This is a genomic window from Kribbella sp. NPDC104218 (assembly GCF_055584105.1).
In genome coordinates this window covers 2,703,191-2,722,982 of sequence record NZ_JBVJMQ010000001.1, presented here as the reverse complement: position 1 = coordinate 2,722,982, position 19,792 = coordinate 2,703,191, and the positions used below count along the sequence as shown (strand labels likewise).

At 69.4% G+C, this 19,792-nt stretch carries 21 protein-coding genes; 6 read left to right on the top strand and 15 right to left on the bottom strand.

What is annotated here, in order from left to right:
- Nucleotides 1-5: 5 nt before the first annotated feature.
- Together ACZ6ZD_RS12955 and mshA are read right to left on the bottom strand one after the other, a co-directional pair.
- Entirely contained in the window at nucleotides 6-494 is a 489-nt protein-coding gene (locus ACZ6ZD_RS12955; protein ID WP_465671384.1) for a type III secretion system chaperone family protein, read from the bottom strand.
- Entirely contained in the window at nucleotides 495-1,772 is a 1,278-nt protein-coding gene (mshA, locus tag ACZ6ZD_RS12950; protein WP_465671382.1) for a D-inositol-3-phosphate glycosyltransferase, read from the bottom strand. It abuts the gene before it with no gap.
- A gap of 168 nt (nucleotides 1,773-1,940) precedes the next feature.
- Between mshA and ACZ6ZD_RS12945 the strand changes: the two genes are divergently transcribed.
- Entirely contained in the window at nucleotides 1,941-2,864 is a 924-nt protein-coding gene (locus ACZ6ZD_RS12945) for a hypothetical protein (protein WP_465671380.1), read from the top strand.
- A 46-nt stretch (nucleotides 2,865-2,910) separates the two neighbouring features.
- A complete protein-coding gene (locus ACZ6ZD_RS12940; protein ID WP_465671378.1) occupies nucleotides 2,911-3,654 on the top strand; it encodes an SDR family NAD(P)-dependent oxidoreductase in 744 nt (247 codons plus the stop codon).
- On the opposite strand, the gene ACZ6ZD_RS12935 is transcribed toward ACZ6ZD_RS12940, so the two are convergent.
- A complete protein-coding gene (locus tag ACZ6ZD_RS12935; protein ID WP_465671376.1) occupies nucleotides 3,648-4,901 on the bottom strand; it encodes an erythromycin esterase family protein in 1,254 nt (417 codons plus the stop codon). The two genes, ACZ6ZD_RS12940 and ACZ6ZD_RS12935, sit on opposite strands and share 7 nt — an antisense overlap.
- Nucleotides 4,902-5,063: 162 nt before the next feature.
- Between ACZ6ZD_RS12935 and ACZ6ZD_RS12930 the strand changes: the two genes are divergently transcribed.
- From ACZ6ZD_RS12930 to ACZ6ZD_RS12920, 3 genes are all read left to right on the top strand, one after another.
- Nucleotides 5,064-5,627: an FAD-dependent oxidoreductase gene (locus ACZ6ZD_RS12930; RefSeq protein ID WP_465671374.1), complete on the top strand. Its 564-nt coding sequence runs from the start codon at nucleotides 5,064-5,066 to the stop codon at nucleotides 5,625-5,627.
- A gap of 151 nt (nucleotides 5,628-5,778) precedes the next feature.
- On the top strand, nucleotides 5,779-7,641 hold the full coding sequence (gene typA / locus ACZ6ZD_RS12925) for a translational GTPase TypA (RefSeq protein ID WP_465671372.1): 1,863 nt from the start codon (nucleotides 5,779-5,781) through the stop codon (nucleotides 7,639-7,641).
- A 187-nt stretch (nucleotides 7,642-7,828) separates the two neighbouring features.
- Nucleotides 7,829-8,389, top strand: coding sequence for a L,D-transpeptidase (locus ACZ6ZD_RS12920; protein ID WP_465671370.1), 561 nt, complete (start codon nucleotides 7,829-7,831; stop codon nucleotides 8,387-8,389).
- A gap of 58 nt (nucleotides 8,390-8,447) precedes the next feature.
- On the opposite strand, the gene ACZ6ZD_RS12915 is transcribed toward ACZ6ZD_RS12920, so the two are convergent.
- Genes ACZ6ZD_RS12915 through ACZ6ZD_RS12890 form a run of 6 tightly spaced genes read right to left on the bottom strand, consistent with a single transcriptional unit; the run spans nucleotide 8,448 to nucleotide 13,645 of the window.
- Nucleotides 8,448-9,104, bottom strand: a complete 657-nt coding sequence (locus ACZ6ZD_RS12915) for a response regulator (protein ID WP_465671368.1) — start codon at nucleotides 9,102-9,104, stop codon at nucleotides 8,448-8,450.
- Nucleotides 9,101-10,225, bottom strand: coding sequence for a sensor histidine kinase (locus ACZ6ZD_RS12910; protein WP_465671366.1), 1,125 nt, complete (start codon nucleotides 10,223-10,225; stop codon nucleotides 9,101-9,103). The genes ACZ6ZD_RS12915 and ACZ6ZD_RS12910 overlap by 4 nt, the downstream gene beginning before the upstream one ends.
- Nucleotides 10,216-10,782 carry a hypothetical protein gene (locus ACZ6ZD_RS12905; protein WP_465671364.1) on the bottom strand — a complete coding sequence of 189 codons (567 nt, stop codon included), beginning with the start codon at nucleotides 10,780-10,782 and terminating at the stop codon, nucleotides 10,216-10,218. The genes ACZ6ZD_RS12910 and ACZ6ZD_RS12905 overlap by 10 nt, the downstream gene beginning before the upstream one ends.
- On the bottom strand, nucleotides 10,783-11,868 hold the full coding sequence (locus tag ACZ6ZD_RS12900) for a hypothetical protein (protein WP_465671362.1): 1,086 nt from the start codon (nucleotides 11,866-11,868) through the stop codon (nucleotides 10,783-10,785).
- A gap of 8 nt (nucleotides 11,869-11,876) precedes the next feature.
- A complete protein-coding gene (locus ACZ6ZD_RS12895; RefSeq protein WP_465671360.1) occupies nucleotides 11,877-12,284 on the bottom strand; it encodes a hypothetical protein in 408 nt (135 codons plus the stop codon).
- A complete protein-coding gene (locus tag ACZ6ZD_RS12890; protein ID WP_465671358.1) occupies nucleotides 12,281-13,645 on the bottom strand; it encodes a hypothetical protein in 1,365 nt (454 codons plus the stop codon). The genes ACZ6ZD_RS12895 and ACZ6ZD_RS12890 overlap by 4 nt, the downstream gene beginning before the upstream one ends.
- A 163-nt stretch (nucleotides 13,646-13,808) precedes the next feature.
- Here ACZ6ZD_RS12890 and ACZ6ZD_RS12885 point away from each other — a divergent pair, with 163 nt between their 5' ends.
- Nucleotides 13,809-14,600: a L,D-transpeptidase family protein gene (locus tag ACZ6ZD_RS12885; protein ID WP_465671356.1), complete on the top strand. Its 792-nt coding sequence runs from the start codon at nucleotides 13,809-13,811 to the stop codon at nucleotides 14,598-14,600.
- Nucleotides 14,601-14,602: 2 nt separating this feature from the next.
- On the opposite strand, the gene ACZ6ZD_RS12880 is transcribed toward ACZ6ZD_RS12885, so the two are convergent.
- From ACZ6ZD_RS12880 to ACZ6ZD_RS12855, 6 genes are all read right to left on the bottom strand, one after another.
- Complete coding sequence (locus tag ACZ6ZD_RS12880; protein WP_465671354.1) at nucleotides 14,603-14,950, bottom strand: DUF2516 family protein; 348 nt, start codon at nucleotides 14,948-14,950, stop codon at nucleotides 14,603-14,605.
- Between the two features lie 100 nt (nucleotides 14,951-15,050).
- Nucleotides 15,051-15,605: a hypothetical protein gene (locus tag ACZ6ZD_RS12875; RefSeq protein ID WP_465671352.1), complete on the bottom strand. Its 555-nt coding sequence runs from the start codon at nucleotides 15,603-15,605 to the stop codon at nucleotides 15,051-15,053.
- Nucleotides 15,606-15,640: 35 nt separating this feature from the next.
- Nucleotides 15,641-16,048, bottom strand: coding sequence for a helix-turn-helix domain-containing protein (locus ACZ6ZD_RS12870; protein WP_465671350.1), 408 nt, complete (start codon nucleotides 16,046-16,048; stop codon nucleotides 15,641-15,643).
- 79 nt (nucleotides 16,049-16,127) lie between these two features.
- Nucleotides 16,128-17,084, bottom strand: coding sequence for an asparaginase (locus ACZ6ZD_RS12865; RefSeq protein ID WP_465671348.1), 957 nt, complete (start codon nucleotides 17,082-17,084; stop codon nucleotides 16,128-16,130).
- A gap of 58 nt (nucleotides 17,085-17,142) precedes the next feature.
- On the bottom strand, nucleotides 17,143-18,135 hold the full coding sequence (gene ygfZ, locus ACZ6ZD_RS12860; RefSeq protein ID WP_465671346.1) for a CAF17-like 4Fe-4S cluster assembly/insertion protein YgfZ: 993 nt from the start codon (nucleotides 18,133-18,135) through the stop codon (nucleotides 17,143-17,145).
- 182 nt (nucleotides 18,136-18,317) lie between these two features.
- On the bottom strand, nucleotides 18,318-19,682 hold the full coding sequence (locus ACZ6ZD_RS12855; protein ID WP_465671344.1) for a cation:dicarboxylate symporter family transporter: 1,365 nt from the start codon (nucleotides 19,680-19,682) through the stop codon (nucleotides 18,318-18,320).
- Between the last annotated feature and the right edge of the window lie 110 nt (nucleotides 19,683-19,792).

Here is a 19,792-nt window from a genome sequence, read left to right as displayed (position 1 = left end):
GCAGTTTACTGACGCTCGAGCCAGCCCTTGAACGCGTCCAGGTTCCGGGTCGACTCCCCGCGCGCGACCCGCCACTCGTACTCCTTGCGGATCGACGAGGCGAAGCCGAGCTCGAGAATCGTGTTGAACGACGAGTCGGCGTACTCCAGGACGGCGCCGAGCAGCCGATCCACCTCGGTCGGGGTGATCGCGTGCAACGGCACCCGCCCGTCCAGGTGGATGTCGCCGAGATGGTCGACGGCGAACGCGACGCCGTACATCTTCAGGTTCTTCTCCAGCAGCCACCGATAGACCGCCGCGTGGTTCTCGTCCGGATGCCGCGCCACGAACGCGTGCACCTGGACGGCCTGCGCCCCGACGGTCAGCGACACCGTGGTCTTGAGCTTGCGCTCCCCCGGCAGGTCGGCCGTGAACACCCCCGGCGTCGCCTCCGTGAACTCCAGCTCGTTCTCGGTCAGCACCTGACGGATGACGTCCGCCGCGGACACTCTCATTCAGAACACCTCAGCTGCCATCGTCTCCGCCGCGGTCCGGTACGCCGCCAGCGTCCTGCGGGCGGTCAGCTCCCAACCGAAGCCCTGCGCGTGTTTGACCGCCGCCTGGCTCATCGTCTCGCGGGTGTACGGATCCGTCGCGATCCGCGCCAGCGCGTCGGCGAAGTCATCCACCCGGTGCCCATCGACCAGCAAACCAGTCTGACCATTCACCACCGCGGTGGTCAGCCCGCCGACGGCAGCCGCGACAACCGGCGTACCGCACGCCTGCGCCTCCAGCGCGACCAGCCCGAAGGACTCCGAGTACGACGGCACGCACACGACCGATGCGGCCCGGTACCACTCGGCCAGCCCCGCCCGCTCCATCGGCTTCACGAACCGGGTGACGTCGTCGACCCCCAGCGCCCGCGCCAGCTCGGCATGCGCCTCGGGATGCTCCATCCCGTTCCCCGACGGCCCGCCGATGATCGCGACCACCAACCGCGACCGCAGCGACGGATCGCGCTCCAGCATCCGCGCGGCCGCCCGGATCAGCAGATCCGGCGCCTTCAACGGCTGGATCCGCCCGACGAACGCTAGAACCACCGCATCCACAGGTACGCCGACCGCGCGCCGGGCCGCCGCCTGGTCGCCAGGCTCGAACACCTCCAGATCGACGCCAGGGTTGACGACTCCGACCTTCGCGGGCTGCGCGCCGTACAGGCTGATCAGCTCCTGCGCCTCGTCCGGGGTGTTGGCCAGCAGGCGATCCGCGGACTCGACCACCTGCTCCTCGCCGATCAGCCGGGCCGGCGGCTCCGGGACGTCGCCGTCCGCGAGACTCGCGTTCTTCACCTTGGCCATCGTGTGCATGGTGTGCACCAGCGGGACGGCCCAGCGGTCCCGCGCGAGCAGACCGACCTGGCCGGACAACCAGTAGTGCGAGTGGATGACGTCGTACCAGCCGGGCTCGTGGATCGCCTCGGCGCGCAGCACCGCGCGGGCGAACGTGCACAACTGGGCGGGCAGCTCGTTCTTGGTGAGGCCCTCGTAGGGCCCGGCGGCGACGTTGCGCACGGTCACGCCCGGCATCAGCTCGACCCGGGCCGGTACCGCGGACGACGTCGCCCGGGTGAACACGTCCACCTCGGTGCCGAGCTCGGCGAGCTGCTTGGACAGCTCCACGACGTACACGTTCATACCGCCGGCATCGCCGGTCCCGGGCTGGTCGAGCGGTGAGGTGTGCAGGCTGATCATCGCGACCCGACGCGGCGGAGGGACGGCGGACGGTTCGGTCACCCGGTCAGCGTACGCCTGCCCTACAGGTGTAAGTGGAGCTACCACCACCTCATCAGGCGACTTCGGCCCACTGCCGAACGACCGCGTGATCGAAAGCATTGAGCCATGCGAACAGTCTTGGGGGAAGTACGGAGCTGGCACCGTCCGCTCGTACTGATGGTGCTTGTCATGACCGCGCTGACAGCGGTCGCCGGCGTCGGTCTGCTACTCGACGACCGCGAAGTCCTGAACGAGTCCGTCTGGCTGAAACCGCTCAAGTTCGCGATGTCGTTCGCGGCGTACGGCGCGGCGCTGGCCTGGCTGTTGTCCCGGCTGCAGAAGGCGAAGCGCTTCGGCTGGCTGCTCGGTACGGCGTTCGCGGTCACCGGCCTGATCGACGTCGGCTTCATCGCCGTGCAGGCCGCCCGTGGCACGTTCAGCCATTTCAACAACAACACCGACACCTTCAACACCGTCGGGCAGCAGATCTTCTCGATCGGCGTCCTGGGCCTGTTCACGGCCAGTCTGGTGATCGCGATCACGCTGCTGTTCCAGCGGATCGGCGACAAGCCGCTGACCCGCGCGATCCGCGTCGGCGTCGGCCTGGCCTTCGCGGGGATGGCCGTCGCGCTCTACCTGTCGGGCGCCGACGCGCACCCGCAGCAGGTGACCGACGCGCAAGGACGCCCGGTCGAGCTGATGGGCAGCCACGGCGTCGGCGTCGAAGCCGGCGGCGCCGGACTACCGATCGTCCGCTGGAGCACCGAGGGCGGCGACCTCCGCGTCCCGCACTTCTTCGGCATGCACGCCCTGCACGCACTCCTCGCGCTCGTCCTGCTGCTGACCGTGCTCGCCGTCCGCATCACCTGGCTGCGCCCGGAGCGGGTCCGCCACCAGCTCCTCGGCGTAGCGGCCTTCGCCTACACCGGTCTGATGACCGTCACTACGTTCCAGGCCGTCCGTGGCCACTCGGTCATCCGCTTCGACACTCCGACCTTGGCCCTGACCGCCGGCTTCGTCGTCCTCACCGGCTCAGCACTCGCTCTGGTGATCAGAAAAGCCCGGCTGACCGCGCCAATCACGGAGCGGGCGCGGCACGCGACTCCGGTCTGATGAGACAGGCTGCCGACGTCCTGGGGAAGTTTGCGAGACTCGGGGCATGACTGAGCGTCCTCTTGCTGTGGTGACCGGAGCGAGCAGTGGGATCGGGGCGGCGACTGCTCGCCGCCTCGCCCGGGATGGGTTCGAGGTGATCGCGGCCGCGCGGCGGCTGGATCGCATCGAGGCGCTGGCGAAGGAGATCGACGGCCGCGCGGTCCAGTGCGACGTCACCGCGGCGGAGGACGTGGCGGCGCTGGCCGCGACGGTCGGCGACCGGCTGGACCTGCTGGTGAACAACGCGGGTGGTGCGTTCGGGGCAGAGCCGGTGGCGGACGCCGACCTGGACGCGTGGCGGCGGATGTACGAGGTGAACGTGATCGGCGTCGCCGCGGTCACCAAGTCGTTGCTGCCGGCCCTGGTCGCCGGGCGCGGCACGATCATCGTGATGGGCTCGACGGCCGGCCAGGTGGCGTACGAGAACGGCGGCGGGTACGTCGCCGCCAAGCACGCCGCCAAGGCCGTCGTCGACACCCTGCGCCTGGAGCTCTTCGACCAGCCGGTCCGGGTCACCGAGATCGCACCGGGCATGGTCAAGAGCGAGGGCTTCGCACTGACCCGCTTCGAGGGCGACCAGGCCAAGGCGGACGCCGTGTACGCCGGTGTCGCCGAGCCGCTCACGTCGGACGACATCGCCGACATCGTCAGCTGGGTGGCCACCCGCCCGCCGCACGTCAACCTCGACCGGATCACCGTCCGTCCGCGCGCCCAGGCCGCGCAGCACAAGGTGCACCGCGTTCAGTAGCGGTGCGTCGGTGACACCTCGCGCGTGTGCAGCAGCACGTCGAACCAGCTGCTGAGGCTGTCACCGGTCATGTACGACCCCGGCACCTCAGGCAGGCCTCTCGTCCGCGCGGTCCGGCGCAGCCACTCCCGGACCGCGGGCGGCTGCGGCCCCCTCAGGTCCAGCGTGAACTGTTCGGACGCCGAAGCGCCCAGCTGGTGCTCGAACCACTCGGGCTCCGCCGGCGGCAGCTCGACCGGACCGAGAGCCGTGCCGCGGTCGAAGGTGCAGCCCAGCGAGCGGTAGCGATCGCCGTACCACTCGTGCAGGTAGGTCCCGACGTTCTTGAACCCGGCGCCGACGCTGAACCAGAGGTTCGGCGAGTTCACCGTGTGTGCGGACGCCGCCCAGTAGATGACCTTGCTGCGCGTGAACCCCTGCCACCAGCGGACGTTCTCGGCGCCGCGGGCGTCGCGGTACGCCCAGATCTCGGCGTCCGGCAGGCTGAACGCCGTGTAGAACGAGCGGATCTGCCGCGCATGGTGCTCGATGACCGCCTGCTCGCGATTGCTGGGCAGGTCCCGCACGAGCGCGTGGACCGCAGTGGCCCGCTGAATGTAGAGCTCCTTGTTCTGCACCTCTTTGCGGTACCACTGGATGTAAGCGCCGATATCGGTCAGATGCGGGATGATCGGCTTCAGATCGCGCCGCAGCTCGGCCAGCCGATGCGGTGCCCGACGCGCGACGTAGTCCTCGACGGCGTCGTACGAGAGCTGGCGGGTGGCGAAGTACTCCGCACCCGCGAACCGCACCTTGTCGCGGTGGGTGGCGTTGTAGGCCCGCAGATACTCGAATAGCTCACCGATCTCATGTGTCCGCGACTCCCGGCTCAGCTGGCCGACCAGCGTCCGCAAGTCCCCGCGGCCGGTGAGCACGTAGTCGTTGAGCTGTGTCCCCACCGACCAGTCGTCCTCGAACGCGATCGCCCGAAACCCCAGCTCCTCCACGAGATACCGGACGACACGCAGCTTGAGCCGAGTGAGCTCCGCCGTCCCGTGCACGGCCTCCCCCAGCCCCACGATCTGCGCACCGCCGATCGACCGCCGCAGCTGCCGCAAGTCGCCAACCGGCCGCGCATTGGCCCGGACCCAGTCCGCAACCGACCCTCCGCCGCCCGCAAAGCCCGTCCCGGTCCCCAACACGGCCGCAGCCGCGACTCCTGCACTTCCGGCGAGCAACCGTCGCCTGGTCACACCTTTGGTCTCCATGCCCTCCACTCTGGCGTCGCCACAGCCGCCGAACATCCCCCACCGGAAGGCTCCCGAGATACCTCCACAGCCGTACGCGCCGGGTACGCCGTCCGCCCGGCCGGAACCCGGCGTGCCGACGGCGAATGGTTGCTCAGGGCACCTGATTCGGATCCGCCGCGGATGGTCGGCATCCATCGCCGGAGGCTGCAGCAGGCGCTGATGGACGCCGCCGCCGGCGCGGATCTCGTGACCGGCGCACGGGTCACCTCCGTCGAACCCGGGGCGCCCGGCGGCGTCCGCGCGCGGGTTTCCTGGGGCACGTACGCCGAAACGGCCGACTGGGCTCCCGACATCCGGGAGCGGATCGCGGCCACCCGGGCGGAGGAGCTGATCCGGCATGACGTCTGGGTACTCCGGAAGAGGCTGCCGCGCTACTCCCAGGGGCGTACGGTCCTGATCGGCGACGCCGCGCACCCGATGCTGCCGACGCTCGGCCAAGGGGCGAATTCCGCGCTCGAGGACGGCGTGGCGCTCGGCCGGCTGGACGGCGAGCTGGCGGTAGGGCTGCGGCGCTACGAGGAAGCCCGGTATCGGCGTACGCAGTTACTGGTCCGGCGGTCGGCGCAGCTGGCGCGGTTCGGCGCGCATCTCGGGCGGGGACTGACGCTGCGTGACCAACTGTTGCGGATCGCACCGGCCGGGGCGGCGCAGCGGTCGGGGAACGCACTGCTGGACGGGCGCTGACCGGCTGCGAGTTTCGTCGATACGTTCGGTCACCGGTAGGATATGAGGGCTGTGCCTTGCGTCGAGTGGCCGATTCCGTGACTCAGAACACGATTCAGAACACGCCGTAGCCACCGCCTGACACCCAGTCTACTGCTTGGAGCGCTTCCCCATGCCTGTCCGTAACGACCTGCGCAACGTCGCGATCGTGGCCCACGTCGACCACGGCAAGACCACCCTGGTCGACGCGATGCTGTGGCAGTCCGGCGCCTTCGGCGCGCATCAGCACGTCGACGAGCGGGCGATGGACTCCGGTGACCTGGAGCGTGAGAAGGGGATCACGATCCTCGCCAAGAACACCGCCGTCCGGCACAAGATGGCCAGCGGCGAGACGGTGACGATCAACATCATCGACACCCCCGGCCACGCCGACTTCGGCGGTGAGGTCGAGCGCGGCCTGTCGATGGTGGACGCGATCGTCCTGCTCGTGGACGCCTCCGAGGGCCCGCTGCCGCAGACCCGGTTCGTGCTGCGCAAGGCGCTGGCCCGCCGGATGCCGGTGATCCTCGTGGTGAACAAGGTCGACCGGCCGGACTCGCGGATCGCCGAGGTCGTCGACGAGACCTACGAGCTCTTCCTGGACCTGCTCGACCACGACGCCGACCAGGGCGCGCTGGACTTCCCGGTCGTCTACGCCTCGGCCCGCGCGGGCCGCGCGTCGCTGACCCAGCCGGCCGACGGCGGCCTGCCGGACTCCGAGGACCTCGAGCCGCTGTTCGAGACGATCCTGGCGAACGTGCCGGCCCCGGAGTACACCGAGGACGCGCCGCTGCAGGCACACGTGACCAACCTGGACGCCTCGCCGTTCCTCGGCCGGCTCGCGCTGGTCCGGGTGCACGAGGGCACGCTGAAGAAGGGCTCCCAGGTCGCCTGGTGCCGCCACGACGGCTCGGTGCAGCGGGTGAAGATCACCGAACTGCTGGTCACCGAGGCGCTCGAGCGCGTCCCCGGCGACTCGGCCGGCCCGGGCGACATCGTCGCGATCGCGGGGATCCCGGAGATCATGATCGGCGACACCCTGAGCGACCCGGAGAACCCGAAGCCGCTGCCGCTGATCACGGTCGACGAGCCGGCCATCTCGATGACGATCGGTACCAACACCTCGCCGCTGGCCGGCCGGGTCAAGGGCACCAAGGTGACCGCCCGCCTGGTCAAGGACCGGCTCGACAAGGAGCTGATCGGTAACGTCTCGATCCGGGTGCTCCCGACCGAGCGTCCGGACGCCTGGGAGGTGCAGGGCCGTGGTGAGCTGGCGCTGGCCATCCTGGTCGAGCAGATGCGCCGCGAGGGGTACGAGCTGACCGTCGGCAAGCCGCAGGTGGTCACGCGCGAGATCGACGGCAAGCGGCACGAGCCGGTCGAGCGGCTGACCATCGACTGCCCCGAGGAGTACCTCGGCACCGTCACCCAGCTGCTCGCCGTCCGCAAGGGCCGGATGGAGCAGATGACCAACCACGGCACCGGCTGGGTGCGGATGGAGTTCCTGGTCCCGGCCCGCGGCCTGATCGGCTTCCGGACGGAGTTCCTGACCGACACCCGCGGTACCGGCATCGCGCACCACGTCTTCGAGGGCTACGAGCCGTGGTTCGGCGAGCTGCGCACCCGCCCGAGCGGCTCCCTGGTCGCGGACCGGACGGGCGTCGCGACGTCGTACGCGATGATCAACCTGCAGGAGCGCGGCACGATGTTCGTCGAGCCGACCACCGAGGTGTACGAGGGCATGATCGTCGGCGAGAACTCGCGCTCCGACGACATGGACGTCAACATCACCAAGGAAAAGAAGATGACCAACGTCCGCTCGAACGCGGACGAGTTCGAGAAGCTGGTCCCGGCCCGCAAGCTGTCCCTCGAGCAGTCGCTGGAGTTCTGCCGCGAGGACGAGTGCGTCGAGGTCACGCCGGACGCGATCCGGATGCGCAAGGTCGCGCTGACGCAGATCGAGCGGGCCAAGCTCGGCCGCAAGAACAAGGCGTAACAGGCCTTTTCAGAGCACGGTTCGGCAACGCGCACTTCGGCGGCGGGACGGGAATCACAGCGGTGTGATACACCGTTCCTCGGCCCGTCGCCGCAGAGGTTGTGCAAAGTCGTTACCAACCTCTTGCCGAGTTACGGCGTCTGATCTTGTGAAGAAGCAAAAATCAGTTGGGGGAAGGACGAAGGACATGAGCATTCTGCGTAAGCTCGGCGCCACCATGACCGCCGTAGCCGTCGTCGGGGTCGGTGCTCTGACTGTCGGTACGACGGCGGCCAACGCCGCCGCACCGGCGCCGCAGGTCGCGCCGAAAGCCGCGGCCGTCAAGGCCGCCGCGAAGAAGCCGGCCGCGAAGACGAAGTACATCGGTCGCTACCACCTGGACCCGCGGTGCATGAAGGGCCGCGTCATGTGCGCCAACAAGAAGACGCGCAAGATGGTCTACCTGGTGAACGGCAAGACCATCTACGTCCTGGACGCCCGTTTCGGCGGCTCCAGGACGCCGACCCGGAACGGCCAGTTCAAGGTCTACCGCAAGTCGAAGAACCACGTCTCCAAGCTCTACAAGTCGAAGATGCCCTACGCGATGTTCTTCAGCGGCGGCCAGGCCGTCCACTACAGCTCGGACTTCAAGGCCCGCGGCTACCGCGGCGCCTCCCACGGCTGCCTGAACATCCGCGACAAGGCCAAGATCGCCAAGATCTTCGCCGCCACCAAGATCGGCGACAAGGTCGTCGTCTACAGCGGCTGATCCACCCCGCACTTCCCACCAGCGGCCGAGGAGCTACTCCTCGGCCGCTGGTTTGTTTTTAGAGGTGGGGGCGGAGACGGGTGTGGGCGAGGACGGCTTGGATTCGGTCGGGGAGGTTGAGTTTGGCGAGGATGTTGGAGACGTGGATCTTGATGGTGTAGCGGCTGAGGTGGAGGTGGTCGGCGATGGCTTGGTTGGAGTGGCCGGCGGCCAGGAGGGTGAGGACTTCGCGTTCGCGGTCGGTGAGGGTCTCGAGGGCGGCGAGCAGGTGCTGGTCGGCTTCGTCGGGGAGCTCGGGGCGGAGGGCTTCGATCATCCGGGTGGTGGCTTCGGGGGCGAGTACTGAGTTGCCCGCGGCAACTATTCGGACGCCGTCGCGGAGGCGTTCGCTGGGGGCGTCCTTGAGGAGGAAGCCGGAGGCGCCGGCCTGGAGGGCGGCGTAGACGTAGCTGTCCAGGTCGTAGGTGGTGAGGATCAGGACGCGGGTCGCCGGGTGCGCGCGGACGATCAGGCGGGTCGCCTCGATCCCGTCCAGGACCGGCATCCGGATGTCCATCAGGACGACGTCCGGCGAGTGTTTGGCGACCAACTCGAGGGCCTGGCTGCCGTTCTCGGCCAGGCCGACCACCTCCAGGTCGTCCGCGACGTCGACGATCCGGCCGAGGGCTTCGCGGAGCAGTTGCTCGTCGTCGCAGACGAGGACGCGAATCGTCATCGGCCACCGCGCAGCGGCAAGGTCGCGTAGACGGCGAACTCGGACGCCGGCCGTCCGCGGGGCCCGGCGTGCAACGTGCCGCCGAGCAGTTCGACGCGCTCACGCAGTCCAACGAGCCCGGTACCCGGCGCACCGGAGCTGGGCGCAGCCGGCAACTCGTTGGTCACTGAGATCTCCAATGCGTTCGGCAGGTACGTCAGCAGCACGGACGTCGGTACGGCGCCCGCGTGCTTGGCCACGTTCGTCAACGACTCCTGCACCACCCGGTACCCGGCCAGCTCAATACTCGTGTCCGCCGCACGGACGTCGCCACGCCGTTCCAGCCGGACCCGCGGCCCACCAGCCGGAATCCGCGCGACCAGCTCGTCCAGCTGACCCAGATGCGGCGGTGGACGCAGTTCGTCCGGGCTCGGCGTCCGCAGTACGCCGAGAAGCCGCCGTAGCTCAGCCAGGGAGTCGCGGCCGGTGTCGGCGACCCGGCGGAGGGTGGCGCTCGCCTCCCGGTCAGCCACGGTCTCAGCACCCGCCTCGGCGTCCAGAACCATGCGGGTGACGGAGTGGTTGAGGATGTCGTGCAGCTCCCGGGCGAGTAGCGCACGCTCGCGTTCGGCGGCCCGCTCCTCGGTCACCGCCCGTTCTTCCACCAGCTCGTGCAGCTCGCTGATGCGGGCCCGCTGCGAGGCCTCGAACAGCCCACTGATCCAGAACGCGCCCAGCCCGAGCCCGACGATGACCGCCGCCGGCGGCCACCCAGCCGCGATCGCCACGGCGACGGCGTACACGAACCCGACCCCCGCGGCCGCCACGCGCTGCCGGCCAGTGGCCCAGGCCGCGGCGTAGTACATCGCCAGCACCGGCCCGAGCCCAGCCACACCAGCACCGAGGTACGCCGCACTGAGGTCGATCGTGCCGACTAGGAAGAGCGCGAGCACCGGCGCCCGCCGCGCACCGAGCAGCGCAAGAGTCTGCGCCAGCCCGGACCCGACCCCCGCCAGCCCGCTACCGTCGGACTGGACCGTGAGCCAGGAGAACAGCAGCGGAATCGCCGCAGTGACCCAATGGTGGACCCGACCGACCGGCACCTGCCCGAGCCGGCCGGTCAGCCAGGCCTTCAGGACCACGCGTTCAGACTGAGGTCGCGACGCCGTCGAGTTCTCCACCAGAGATAGCTTCCCATCGGTACCAACGCAGCCAGCGGCAGCAGGCCGATGCTCCAGGCTAGTTCGGACGGCGGTCCAGGCCGGGTCCCGACCGGAATCTCCAGCACGCCTCGCCCCGGCCCGCGCGGCCCGTCGAGCGCGAACTCGAACCGCCACGTCCCCGGCTCGGTCAACGCGACGATGTCGAAACCCCAGCTGTTCAAGGCCCGCGGATGCCGCGCGAACCCGGTGCCGTCCCGCGTCGACTGGGACTGCGGCTGCAGCACCTTCCCGGACGGCGCGATCGGCTTCACCTGCCCGCTGACCGCCTTGATCCCCAGATCCGGGTCGAACAGGAAGTCGAGGGACCGTTCCGAGCGCAAGGGCCACTCGCTGAACGACGTCCGGACCTGGTACGGCCCGACCTGGGTGACCTCGGAGTGGACGACGTCAACCGGCGGCGGGCCGGCGACCGCGGCCGGCGTACCGACAGCGGTGAACAGCAGGCCGGCGGTGAGAATCGCAAGCAGGGTACGCATTCAGGCCTCCGAGACAACCAGACGGGCCGGGGTAGCCGGCGGGACGATCGTGACGTCGGAGCTTTCGGCCCGGCCCAGGGAGCCGAGCGTCCAGCCGAGCCATGCGGCCAGCGCACCGACCGGCGCAGCCACCAGCGCCGTCAGGACCGGGAAGTTCAACGGGATCAGCAGATAACCGGCCCCGACCACGATCCCGGCGACCGCGCCCAGGACCGGCAGGACCACCCGCGGCGGCCATCGGCGGGCGAGGACCAGTCCCCCGGCGAACACCAACGCCGCCACCGGCAACCCGAACGGCAACGTCACCGGTACGGCGGGGAGCTGGTCGGTGAAATCCCGCAGTCCCAGGCCGAGGCTGTTGGCATACCACTTCGTCGCCACCGGAGCGAAGAACCACAGCACGGCATGCCAGACCGCTTGGACCGCCGCGATCGCCGCCACCAGCCCGGGGCGCCGCAGGGAGCCGGCCACCAGCCCGAACAAAAGGGTGCTGACGGCAACGATAGCGAGCGCGAACGAGCTGACGCCGGGCAGCGTCGGCATCGAGTACGACAGGAAGACCGCCCCCGGGACGATGGCGGCCGCGGCCGCGAGCAGCCCGATCCGCCCGGCTCGGGTCGACCTGAGCATGATGAACGCCATCAGCAGCCCGAACGAGTCGTAGAACCACATCAGCGACATGCCGACGTGCGGCGGCGAGGTCGGGGTGACGTCGAAGCCGTACACCTCGTGCCACCACAGGTCGGTGAGCCCGAACAGCAGCCCGATCGCTCCGGCCGATCCGCAGATCAGGAACGGCAGCGGCGCCCGGAACGTGCCCAAGACAGTCAACGCCCGGATTCCGTCGGCGTACTGCGGTTGCCGCGCGGCCCGGGTGCCGAGCAGCACCACCGTCAGCGAGGTGACCCCGGAGATCGCGGAGCCCAGGTAGAGGATGAGGTGCGGCAGGGTGAAGAACGTGTCCGGCCCGACGTCGGCGTGCCACTGCACGTCGAAGACCAGTCCGAACATGGCCGTGCTGGTCCCCAGCAGCAGGAGCCAGGCGCCGATTTGCTCGCGCTTGGGCAGAGTGCGGGTCACTTCCATGACAGCTCCTAACGGGTGACGGCGACCGGGACGGTGATCTCGTGCGAGCCACCCAGGCGGACGACGACCTCCCACTGGCCGGTCATCGTGAACAGCTCCCCGCGGACGGCGTACCGGCCGGGGGCGGTCGTGGTCGCGGCGAGCTCGGACATCGCGTGGCCCATACTCGGCATCACCCCCGCGAGCGTGATGCCCTTGAGTTCGGCCGGCCGGCCCTCGAGATCGCGGACGACGAGCTCGGCGTCGATCGGGCCGGTCCGCTGCTCGCCGAGGTACAGCTCGATCTGGTAGCGGTCCGAGGCGGCCTTGACGGCCACCCGCTCCTCGCCGCCGACGGCGTACGCGACCGCCGCGACGGCAGCCAGCAGCACTCCGGTCAGCACCAGGGCCAACGTGCGCCTGCGGGTCTTGGTCATGGTTGTCCCTCCGAGACAGTGATCTGGAACGGCACGGTGTGAATCCGGAAGCCGCGGGCGAACTGGACCCAGGCGACGTACCGCCCGGGAGTGGGCAGGCTGAAGGTGAACCGCAGGTCAGGCCCCTCGGCGGCGACGGTCTCGTCCGGCACCGCCGCCGGATCGCGGCCCTGCGCGGCCGCCATCGAGGTGAGCTCGTGGACATGACCGAAGTACGCGCCGCTGTCGTCGCGAACGACCAGGTGACCGGCCATCCCCAACCAGGGTTGGAGATCGGACGCCGGTTTGCCGTCCACCGAGACCCGTGCGGTAACCGTGATCGGTCGACCGGCAACGGCCGGGGTCGTTTCGAGGCGGACGTCGGCCGGGGTCGTTCTGGCCGCCGGCAGCGGCCGACCGGTAACCGTGAAGGAGCCGGTGACGAGTTGGGAGCCGCTGTCGGCACGTTCGAACTCGGCGTGCACGAACCAGCGGCCGGGGGTCCGAGCGGTGTGCTCGATGGCGTAGACACCCGGCCCGGTCCGGACCGGATGGGCGTGCCGGAACTCCTTACCGGCTTGGTCGGTCAGGACGAGGTGCATCAGCGCGGCGTGATGCGCGACGACGTCGTCGACCGGACGGCCCGTGTTCCCGTCGGTCACGCGCAGCACCAGCCGGAACGGCTCACCCGTGCGGGCCTTGGCGGCGTGCACGCTCAGGTTCGCGTACGGGCGTCCGTTCGGCGCTGAGCCGTCGACGGGATCGGCGTACGCGCGCGGCTGGTCGAGCGCACCCCGCGGTTGCGCGGGCGGCAGGTCCTTGGAGAGCACGGCCGTCGTACCGGACGCGATGACGGCCACCGCGACCAGCACAGCCTGCGGTACGGCGAGGGCCCGCAGAACCGGTCGCCGGACGACGGCGCAGGCGATCCCACCGAGCGTGAACAGCCCGGCCGCGGCGAATCCGCCGTACACGAAGTACTCCCAGCCTGCTGGACTCGGCACGAGCACCCGGAACGGGATCACCGCGACCTCGTCGTCCGCCCGCAGGGTCAGGTCATGGGCGCCGGCCGCCGTCACGCTGAGTTGCGCCGAGTGCATCCCGAGCCGGTAGAGCCGTACGGACCCGCCGGCCTGCGACTCCAGCCCGCGGACGCCGAGCTGCAGCGTGACCGGGCGGACCGGGTCGTGCGCGATCACGTCGACGTACAAGGGGCCGGGGACGGCCGGCGTCCGCCGGATCACCACGGTCAGCTCGTTGCCGGCGAAGGACTGGGCGAGCTGGAGGTCCGCGGTCGGGCTGACGCCGTGCGCCGCGGCTAGGCCGGCCGGGAGCAGCAGCAGGAAGGCCACCGCGCCGATCGCCGCGAGTCGTCTGATCACGGTTTCGACGGTAGAAAACCGCCGTCCCGGTCACATAGGGCGAGCGGACTGGTTCACCTAGTGCCGGGGCACTACGCGGCGCGGTGGGTAATTTACGATGGTAGTCAACAAAACTGGGGACCAGGACGTCCTATGAGGACAGGGTTCGACCGAGGGGTGTCCGATGCGCGTGCTGATGATTCGCAACGTGGTGGCCGGGATGGTCGCGGGTGCGGTCGTCGCCGTGCTCGCGGGCGTCGGCGTCCGGGCGCAGGCTCGGCCGGCCGAGCTGCAGCCGGTGCCGTTCGAGGTGAGCGGGCAGCTGCCGATCTACCCGAAGGCGCTGTACCGGTACGGCTCGACGGGGACGACCGTCCGCAAACTCGAGGCGCGGCTGATCCAGCTGAAGCTGCTGGAGAAGCGCTACCTGGACAACGAGTACGGCACGATGACCCGGTCCGCGGTGAAGAAGTTCCAGCAGTCCAAGGGTATTCCGCCGCTGGGGTACGTCGACCAGAACACCTGGGACCAGCTGCTCGCGGCGACTCGTGAGCCCACGCAGACCGAGCTGTACCCGCCGGTCCCGGTCGTCGACGGCCGGAAGCTGGACGCGCGCTGCGCGACCGGCGTCGCGCTCTGCATCGACAAGACCACCCGCAAACTGCGGTACGTCGTCGACGGCAAGGTTCTGATGCAGATGGACGTCCGGTTCGGCGCGGTGAAGACCGCGACCCGCGAGGGCGGTTTCGCGGTCGGCTGGAAGAGCCGCAACCACGTCTCGAAGCTGTACGACTCCCCGATGCCGTACGCGATGTTCTTCAGCGGCGGCCAGGCCGTCCACTACTCCTCGGACTTCGCCGCCCGCGGGTACGCCGGGGCCTCACACGGCTGTGTGAACGTCCGGGACCTGGCCAAGATCAAGCGGCTCTTCGACCTGATCAAGGTCGGCGACAAGGTGATCGTCTACCGCTCGTAGGACTACAGCGGGCGCGGGCCGCGCCGGCGGCGGATCCCCCAGCCGCCGCGGCCGCGGCCGGTGGCGGCACGCAGGGCGGGCCGGGCGTCGACCAGGTAGACGCCGGCGGCGGCGATCCCGATCAGGCCGAAGAAGCTGAGCCAGCCCTGGAAGATCTGGCTGAGCGAGAACACGGCCAGGATCAGCACCCAACCGGGTTTCGTCAGCTTGTCGGCGGCGAGGAACACCGCTCGCGGGCGCAGCGCCGCGTCGGCCAGTGCCACCAGTTTGAGACCGAGCAGCACCCACCAGATGATCTCGAACGGGCCCGCGAAACCCGGGAAGAGGTTCGGGAAGGCGAGTGGGAGCATGGACCGAGCCTAGCCGAAAGACCGAGCAGCCCACCCCTGTGCTGGACAGGAGCAGGCTGCTCAGGGCGAACTTTCACCCTCCGGGGAGCGAAAACTACGCTCAGTCGCCAACCTTGGCGGCCGCGTCGGTGGTCGCCTTGGCGGCGGTCTTCGCGGCCTTCTTGGCGGCGGTGGTGGTCGCCTTGACGTTGCGGGTCGCGGTGTCGGCGGTCTTCTTGACCGTCGTCCGGGTGGCCTTGGCCTTGCTCACGGTCGTCTTCGCGGCGGCCTCGAGGTCCTCGGTGGCCTGCTGCGAGCGGATCCGGTCGACCAGCTCCTTGCCGCGGCCGGCCAGGTCCTCGTAGGTCTCCTCGGCCTGGCCGAGCACGGTGCTGAAACCGGCCTGGGCGACGCCGGGCAGCTCACGCAGCTTGGCGGGGGCGGTGCGAGCCTCGGCGACGAGCGCCTCGAAGCGCTTGGTCAGCTCGGCCTGGCGCTTGGTCAGCTCGGCGGTCAGCTCGCTCTGGCGCTTGGTCAGCTCGGCCTGGACGGTCTTCTGGTCCAGCTTGGCAACGCGGGCGGTGACGTCCACGCTGACCGCGCGGAACTTCTCGACCGCGAGGTCGCCGGCGCCGGCGAGCGCGTAGAACGGGGTGACGGGCGTGCGGGTAGCCATCAGGCTTCTCCTTGGGATTTCACAGCAGGAACGGGTTACTTGGCCGAGCCCTTCGCGGGCTCTTCAGGGGTCTGGTTCTCACGGACGAACGACGCGTACACATCCAGCAGCACGCGCTTCTGCCGCTCGTTCAGCGCGGGGTCGAGCAGGACGGCGTCGACCACGCCGGAGGCCTTCTTGCCCTCCGGGCTGTCGTCCGGATCGAGGATGCCGGCCCGGACGTACAAGGTCTCCGCGGAGATCCGCAGGGCCTTCGCGAGCTGCTGCAGCACATCGGCCGACGGTTTCCGCAGGCCGCGCTCGATCTGGCTCAGGTACGGGTTCGACACCCCGGCCAGGTCGGACAGCTGCCGCAACGACAACTGCGCCTGCCGCCGCTGCTCGGCGAGGTACTCCCCGACGGAGCCCACCGATCCGGCGACACGATCACTCAACCTGGCCATGTCCCCAGTGTGCTAGCAGCGTGCTTGCAATTGCAAGCAGACAGCCCGTGACCTCACTCACGCACTGGGTAATGCGCTGTTAACCGAAGGCCGGCGCGTGCGGCCGGACCGAGCCGACTGGCTCCCCGCCGCCGAGCAGCGGGAACTGCTCCTGCTCGTCGAGCACCGGGTGCTCCAGCCCCAGCTTGCGCAGGACGGCGGCCATCACGACCGCCCGGGCGCGCGGCGTCCCGTCCTCGATCTTGAGCGCGATACCGCGACCGTCGTCCAGGCCGACGGCGTAGACCGCTTCGGCGCCGACCTTGCCGAACAGGCCGGGGATCGCGCGCATCAGGGCCGCCTCGTCGCGGGTAGTGCCGCTGGCGAACTCCGGGTACGCGCGGAAGGCGTCCTTGACGCGGGCCTCGAGTGTGCCGGGCTGGGCGGCGGCGAACAGGCCGAAGGATCGGGCCAAACCGGCCAGGCTGATCGCCAGGATCGGGGCTCCGCAGCCGTCGATGGCGACGTACGAGACCTTCTCGCCGGCGATGTCCTCGACAGCGGTTCGGATGGCCTGCTGAACCGGGTGGTCGGCCGCGCGGTAGGTGTCGATCGGCCAGTCGTTGCGGATGCAGGTGAGCAGCATCGCGGCGTGCTTGCCGGAGCAGTTCATCGCGATCGACTCCTGGCCGTGCCCGGCCCGCACCCAGGCGTCGCGGACGGCGTCCTCGAGCGGGTAGGCCGGCGGCGTCTGCAGGGCCGACTCGTCGAGCCCGGCCACAGTGAGGATCTCGCGGACGCCGTCCAGGTGGAACGGCTCACCCGAGTGCGAGGCGCCGGCGAGCGCGAGCAGCTCGCCGTCCAGGTCGAGGCCGTGCCGGAGCATGCCGACCGCCTGCATCGGCTTGTTCGACGAGCGCGGGAACATCGGCTCGTCGACGATCCCGGCCGACCACGCGACACTGCCGTCGGGATCGGTCACCACGACGGAGCCACGGTGGTGGCCCTCGACGAAACCACTACGGACGACGTCGGCCAGGATCACAGGTTCGGTCACGGCTGAACTGTACGGCCTGGATGTCAGGAGCAAAAAGCGGTCTTGCGGATGATCCGGCTCACAGCCGGGCGCGGACGTGCAACCCAACCTCGGGGTCGACCAGCAGCTCCTGGGTGGCGGTCACGGTCGGCTGCTCGTCGGCGGTCACCTCGAGCAGCGCCTCCGGGTCGACGTTGCGCTTGACCAGCGCGAGCGCGATCGGGCCGAGCTCGTGGTGCCGAGCCGCGGAGCCGATGAAACCGATCTGCTTCTCGCCGACGCGGACGGCGTACCCATGCGTCGGCAGGTGGTCGACTGACCCGTCCAGGAGCAGGCGGACCAGCCGCCGCGGCGGACGGCCGAGGTTGTGCACCCGCGCGACCGTCTCCTGTCCGCGGTAGCAGCCCTTGTTCAGGTGGACGCCGATGCCCAGCCAGCCGATCTCATTCGGAATCGCCCGCTCGTCGGTGTCGAAACCGAACCGCGGGTGACCGGCCTCGATCCGCAGCGCCTCGTACGCCCAGATTCCTGCCGCCGGCCCTTCCAGCGCGGCCAGCTCCGCCCGGGGCAGGAACACCTCGTGCCCACCCAGCGAATCCGCCCCGCTCCGCATCACGTGCTCGCCCTGCGCCGCGCCGGGCCGCCAGACGATCGCGTAGTCCGCCGTTACGTCGGTGATCTCCACCCGCGACATGAACACCATCTTCTGCAGCCACTCCACCAACGCGGCCGCCGCACCCGGCTCGGTGTGCAGCCAGAAGGTCTCACCGGTGTCGACGCCGTACATCACATGCTCGACATGCCCCGTCGGCGACAACAGCAGCGCGGTCGTCGACGTACCCGGCTTGAGCCCCTCGAAGAACTGGCTCGTGAGCGCGTGCAACCACGTCAGCCGATCCGGCCCGCTGATCGTCACCACGTCCCGGTGCGACAGGTCGACGAACGCCTGCCCCGCCACGATCGCCCGCTGCTCCCGCAGATCCGACCCGTAATGCGCGGCAACCCCCGCGTCGATCCCGTCGGCCTCAACTGCCGCGGGCCGGTCCAACAGCGGACTGCGCTTCGATGACATATCACCAGAGTACGTCGTTGACATGAAGGACAGGACGTACACATCTACGCAGGCCGCCGCCCAGGCGGGGGCAGGCGCCGAGAGCGCCGCGATGCGGCGACTACGTCCTGTCGTTCGCGCAGGCATGACACTGCCCGCCGGGCTGTGGCTCCGGCGGGCAGTGTGGGGGGTGGGAAGGGTGGCTAGTGGGTGGTGGCGGGAGCCGTGGGCTGCTGCGGGACGTCGCCGGCGTGGGTGTCGCCGGCGGCGAAGGCCGCTTCGTCGAAGGGATCCTCACCGGCGAAGACCTGGCGGGCCTGGTCCTTGTCGAAGTCCTTGACCCAATGTCCGACCAGGACGGTGGCGACCGCGTTACCGGCGAAGTTGGTCAGGGCGCGGGCCTCGGACATGAAGCGGTCGATGCCGACGATCAGGCCGACGCCGTCGACCAGCTCGGGGCGGTGCGACTGCAGGCCGCCGGCCAGCGTGGCCAGACCGGCGCCGGTGACGCCGGCGGCGCCCTTGGAGGCGACGATCATGAACAGCAGCAGGGAGATCTGCTGACCGATCGAGAACGGCGTGTCCATCGCCTCGGCGATGAACAGCGACGCCATGGTCAGGTAGATCGCGGTGCCGTCCAGGTTGAACGAGTAGCCGGTCGGAACGGTGATACCGACGACCGACTTGCCGACGCCGAGATGTTCCATCTTGCCGATCAGCCGCGGCAGCGCGGTCTCCGAGGAGGAGCTGGACACGATCAGCAGGAACTCGCGGCCCAGGTACTTGAGCAGCTGGAAGATCGAGATCCCGGTGACCATCTTGAGGATGGCGCCGAGGACGACGAAGACGAACAGCGCGCAGGTGATGTAGAAGGCGAGCATGATCTTCAGCAGGCTGACCAGCGCGGTCGAGCCGGCCGCGCCGACGACCGCGGCCAGCGCGCCGAAGGCGCCGATCGGGGCGGTCCACATGATCATCGACAGGATCTTGAAGACCAGCCGCTGGATGTGCCCGATCCCGTTCAGGATCGGCTGGCCCTTCGAGCCCATCGCCTGCAGCGCGAAGCCCACCAGCAGCGCCACCAGGACGGTCTGGAGAACCTCACCTTCGGTCAGCGAGGACAGCAGCGACTTCGGGATGATGCCGAGGATGAAGTCGGTCGTCGACTCGTGCGCGCCGGAGGCCTGCTTCTGGCCCGCCTCCCGCAGCTTGTCGGTCAGGTTCAGGCCGGAGCCCGGCTGGACCAGGTTGCCGACCACCAGGCCGATGGCCAGCGCGACCGTCGACATCACCAGGAAGTAGATCAACGCAAGGCCACCGACCTTGCCGACGGACGCCGCCTGGCGGACCGAGCCGATACCGATCACCAGCGTGCAGAAGATGATCGGGCTGATCAGCATCTTGATCAGGTTCACGAATCCGGTGCCGAGCGGTTTCAGCTCGACCGCGAAACTCGGGAACAACAGACCGACACCGATACCGAGCAGAGCGGCGACGATGACGGCGATGTAAAGGAAGTGCGTCCGGTCGTTGCGGACCGGAGTCGGGCGGGGTTCGGTCGTGGCCATGTAGGACTCCTGTATCGGCCGTGGGCAGAACGGGGCTGTGGAGAGCTTCAGTAACTGTGACGTGACGCACAGGAGAAGTGCGCATTTCGTTCATATCGTTCTCAGTGCGT

Coding starts and splice junctions, on each gene's coding strand:
- ACZ6ZD_RS12875 (WP_465671352.1), bottom strand. CDS start 15,605: ATGGCTACCCGCACGCCCGTCACCCCGTTCTACGCGCTCGCCGGCGCC.
- ACZ6ZD_RS12855 (WP_465671344.1), bottom strand. CDS start 19,682: ATGGCCACGACCGAACCCCGCCCGACTCCGGTCCGCAACGACCGGACG.
- ACZ6ZD_RS12945 (WP_465671380.1), top strand. CDS start 1,941: ATGACCGCGCTGACAGCGGTCGCCGGCGTCGGTCTGCTACTCGACGAC.
- ACZ6ZD_RS12920 (WP_465671370.1), top strand. CDS start 7,829: ATGAGCATTCTGCGTAAGCTCGGCGCCACCATGACCGCCGTAGCCGTC.
- ACZ6ZD_RS12905 (WP_465671364.1), bottom strand. CDS start 10,782: ATGCGTACCCTGCTTGCGATTCTCACCGCCGGCCTGCTGTTCACCGCT.
- ACZ6ZD_RS12880 (WP_465671354.1), bottom strand. CDS start 14,950: ATGCTCCCACTCGCCTTCCCGAACCTCTTCCCGGGTTTCGCGGGCCCG.
- ACZ6ZD_RS12870 (WP_465671350.1), bottom strand. CDS start 16,048: ATGGCCAGGTTGAGTGATCGTGTCGCCGGATCGGTGGGCTCCGTCGGG.
- ACZ6ZD_RS12895 (WP_465671360.1), bottom strand. CDS start 12,284: ATGACCAAGACCCGCAGGCGCACGTTGGCCCTGGTGCTGACCGGAGTG.
- ACZ6ZD_RS12900 (WP_465671362.1), bottom strand. CDS start 11,868: ATGGAAGTGACCCGCACTCTGCCCAAGCGCGAGCAAATCGGCGCCTGG.
- typA (WP_465671372.1), top strand. CDS start 5,779: ATGCCTGTCCGTAACGACCTGCGCAACGTCGCGATCGTGGCCCACGTC.
- ACZ6ZD_RS12915 (WP_465671368.1), bottom strand. CDS start 9,104: ATGACGATTCGCGTCCTCGTCTGCGACGACGAGCAACTGCTCCGCGAA.
- ACZ6ZD_RS12955 (WP_465671384.1), bottom strand. CDS start 494: ATGAGAGTGTCCGCGGCGGACGTCATCCGTCAGGTGCTGACCGAGAAC.
- ACZ6ZD_RS12885 (WP_465671356.1), top strand. CDS start 13,809: ATGCGCGTGCTGATGATTCGCAACGTGGTGGCCGGGATGGTCGCGGGT.
- ygfZ (WP_465671346.1), bottom strand. CDS start 18,135: ATGTCATCGAAGCGCAGTCCGCTGTTGGACCGGCCCGCGGCAGTTGAG.
- ACZ6ZD_RS12930 (WP_465671374.1), top strand. CDS start 5,064: ATGGTCGGCATCCATCGCCGGAGGCTGCAGCAGGCGCTGATGGACGCC.
- ACZ6ZD_RS12940 (WP_465671378.1), top strand. CDS start 2,911: ATGACTGAGCGTCCTCTTGCTGTGGTGACCGGAGCGAGCAGTGGGATC.
- ACZ6ZD_RS12935 (WP_465671376.1), bottom strand. CDS start 4,901: ATGGAGACCAAAGGTGTGACCAGGCGACGGTTGCTCGCCGGAAGTGCA.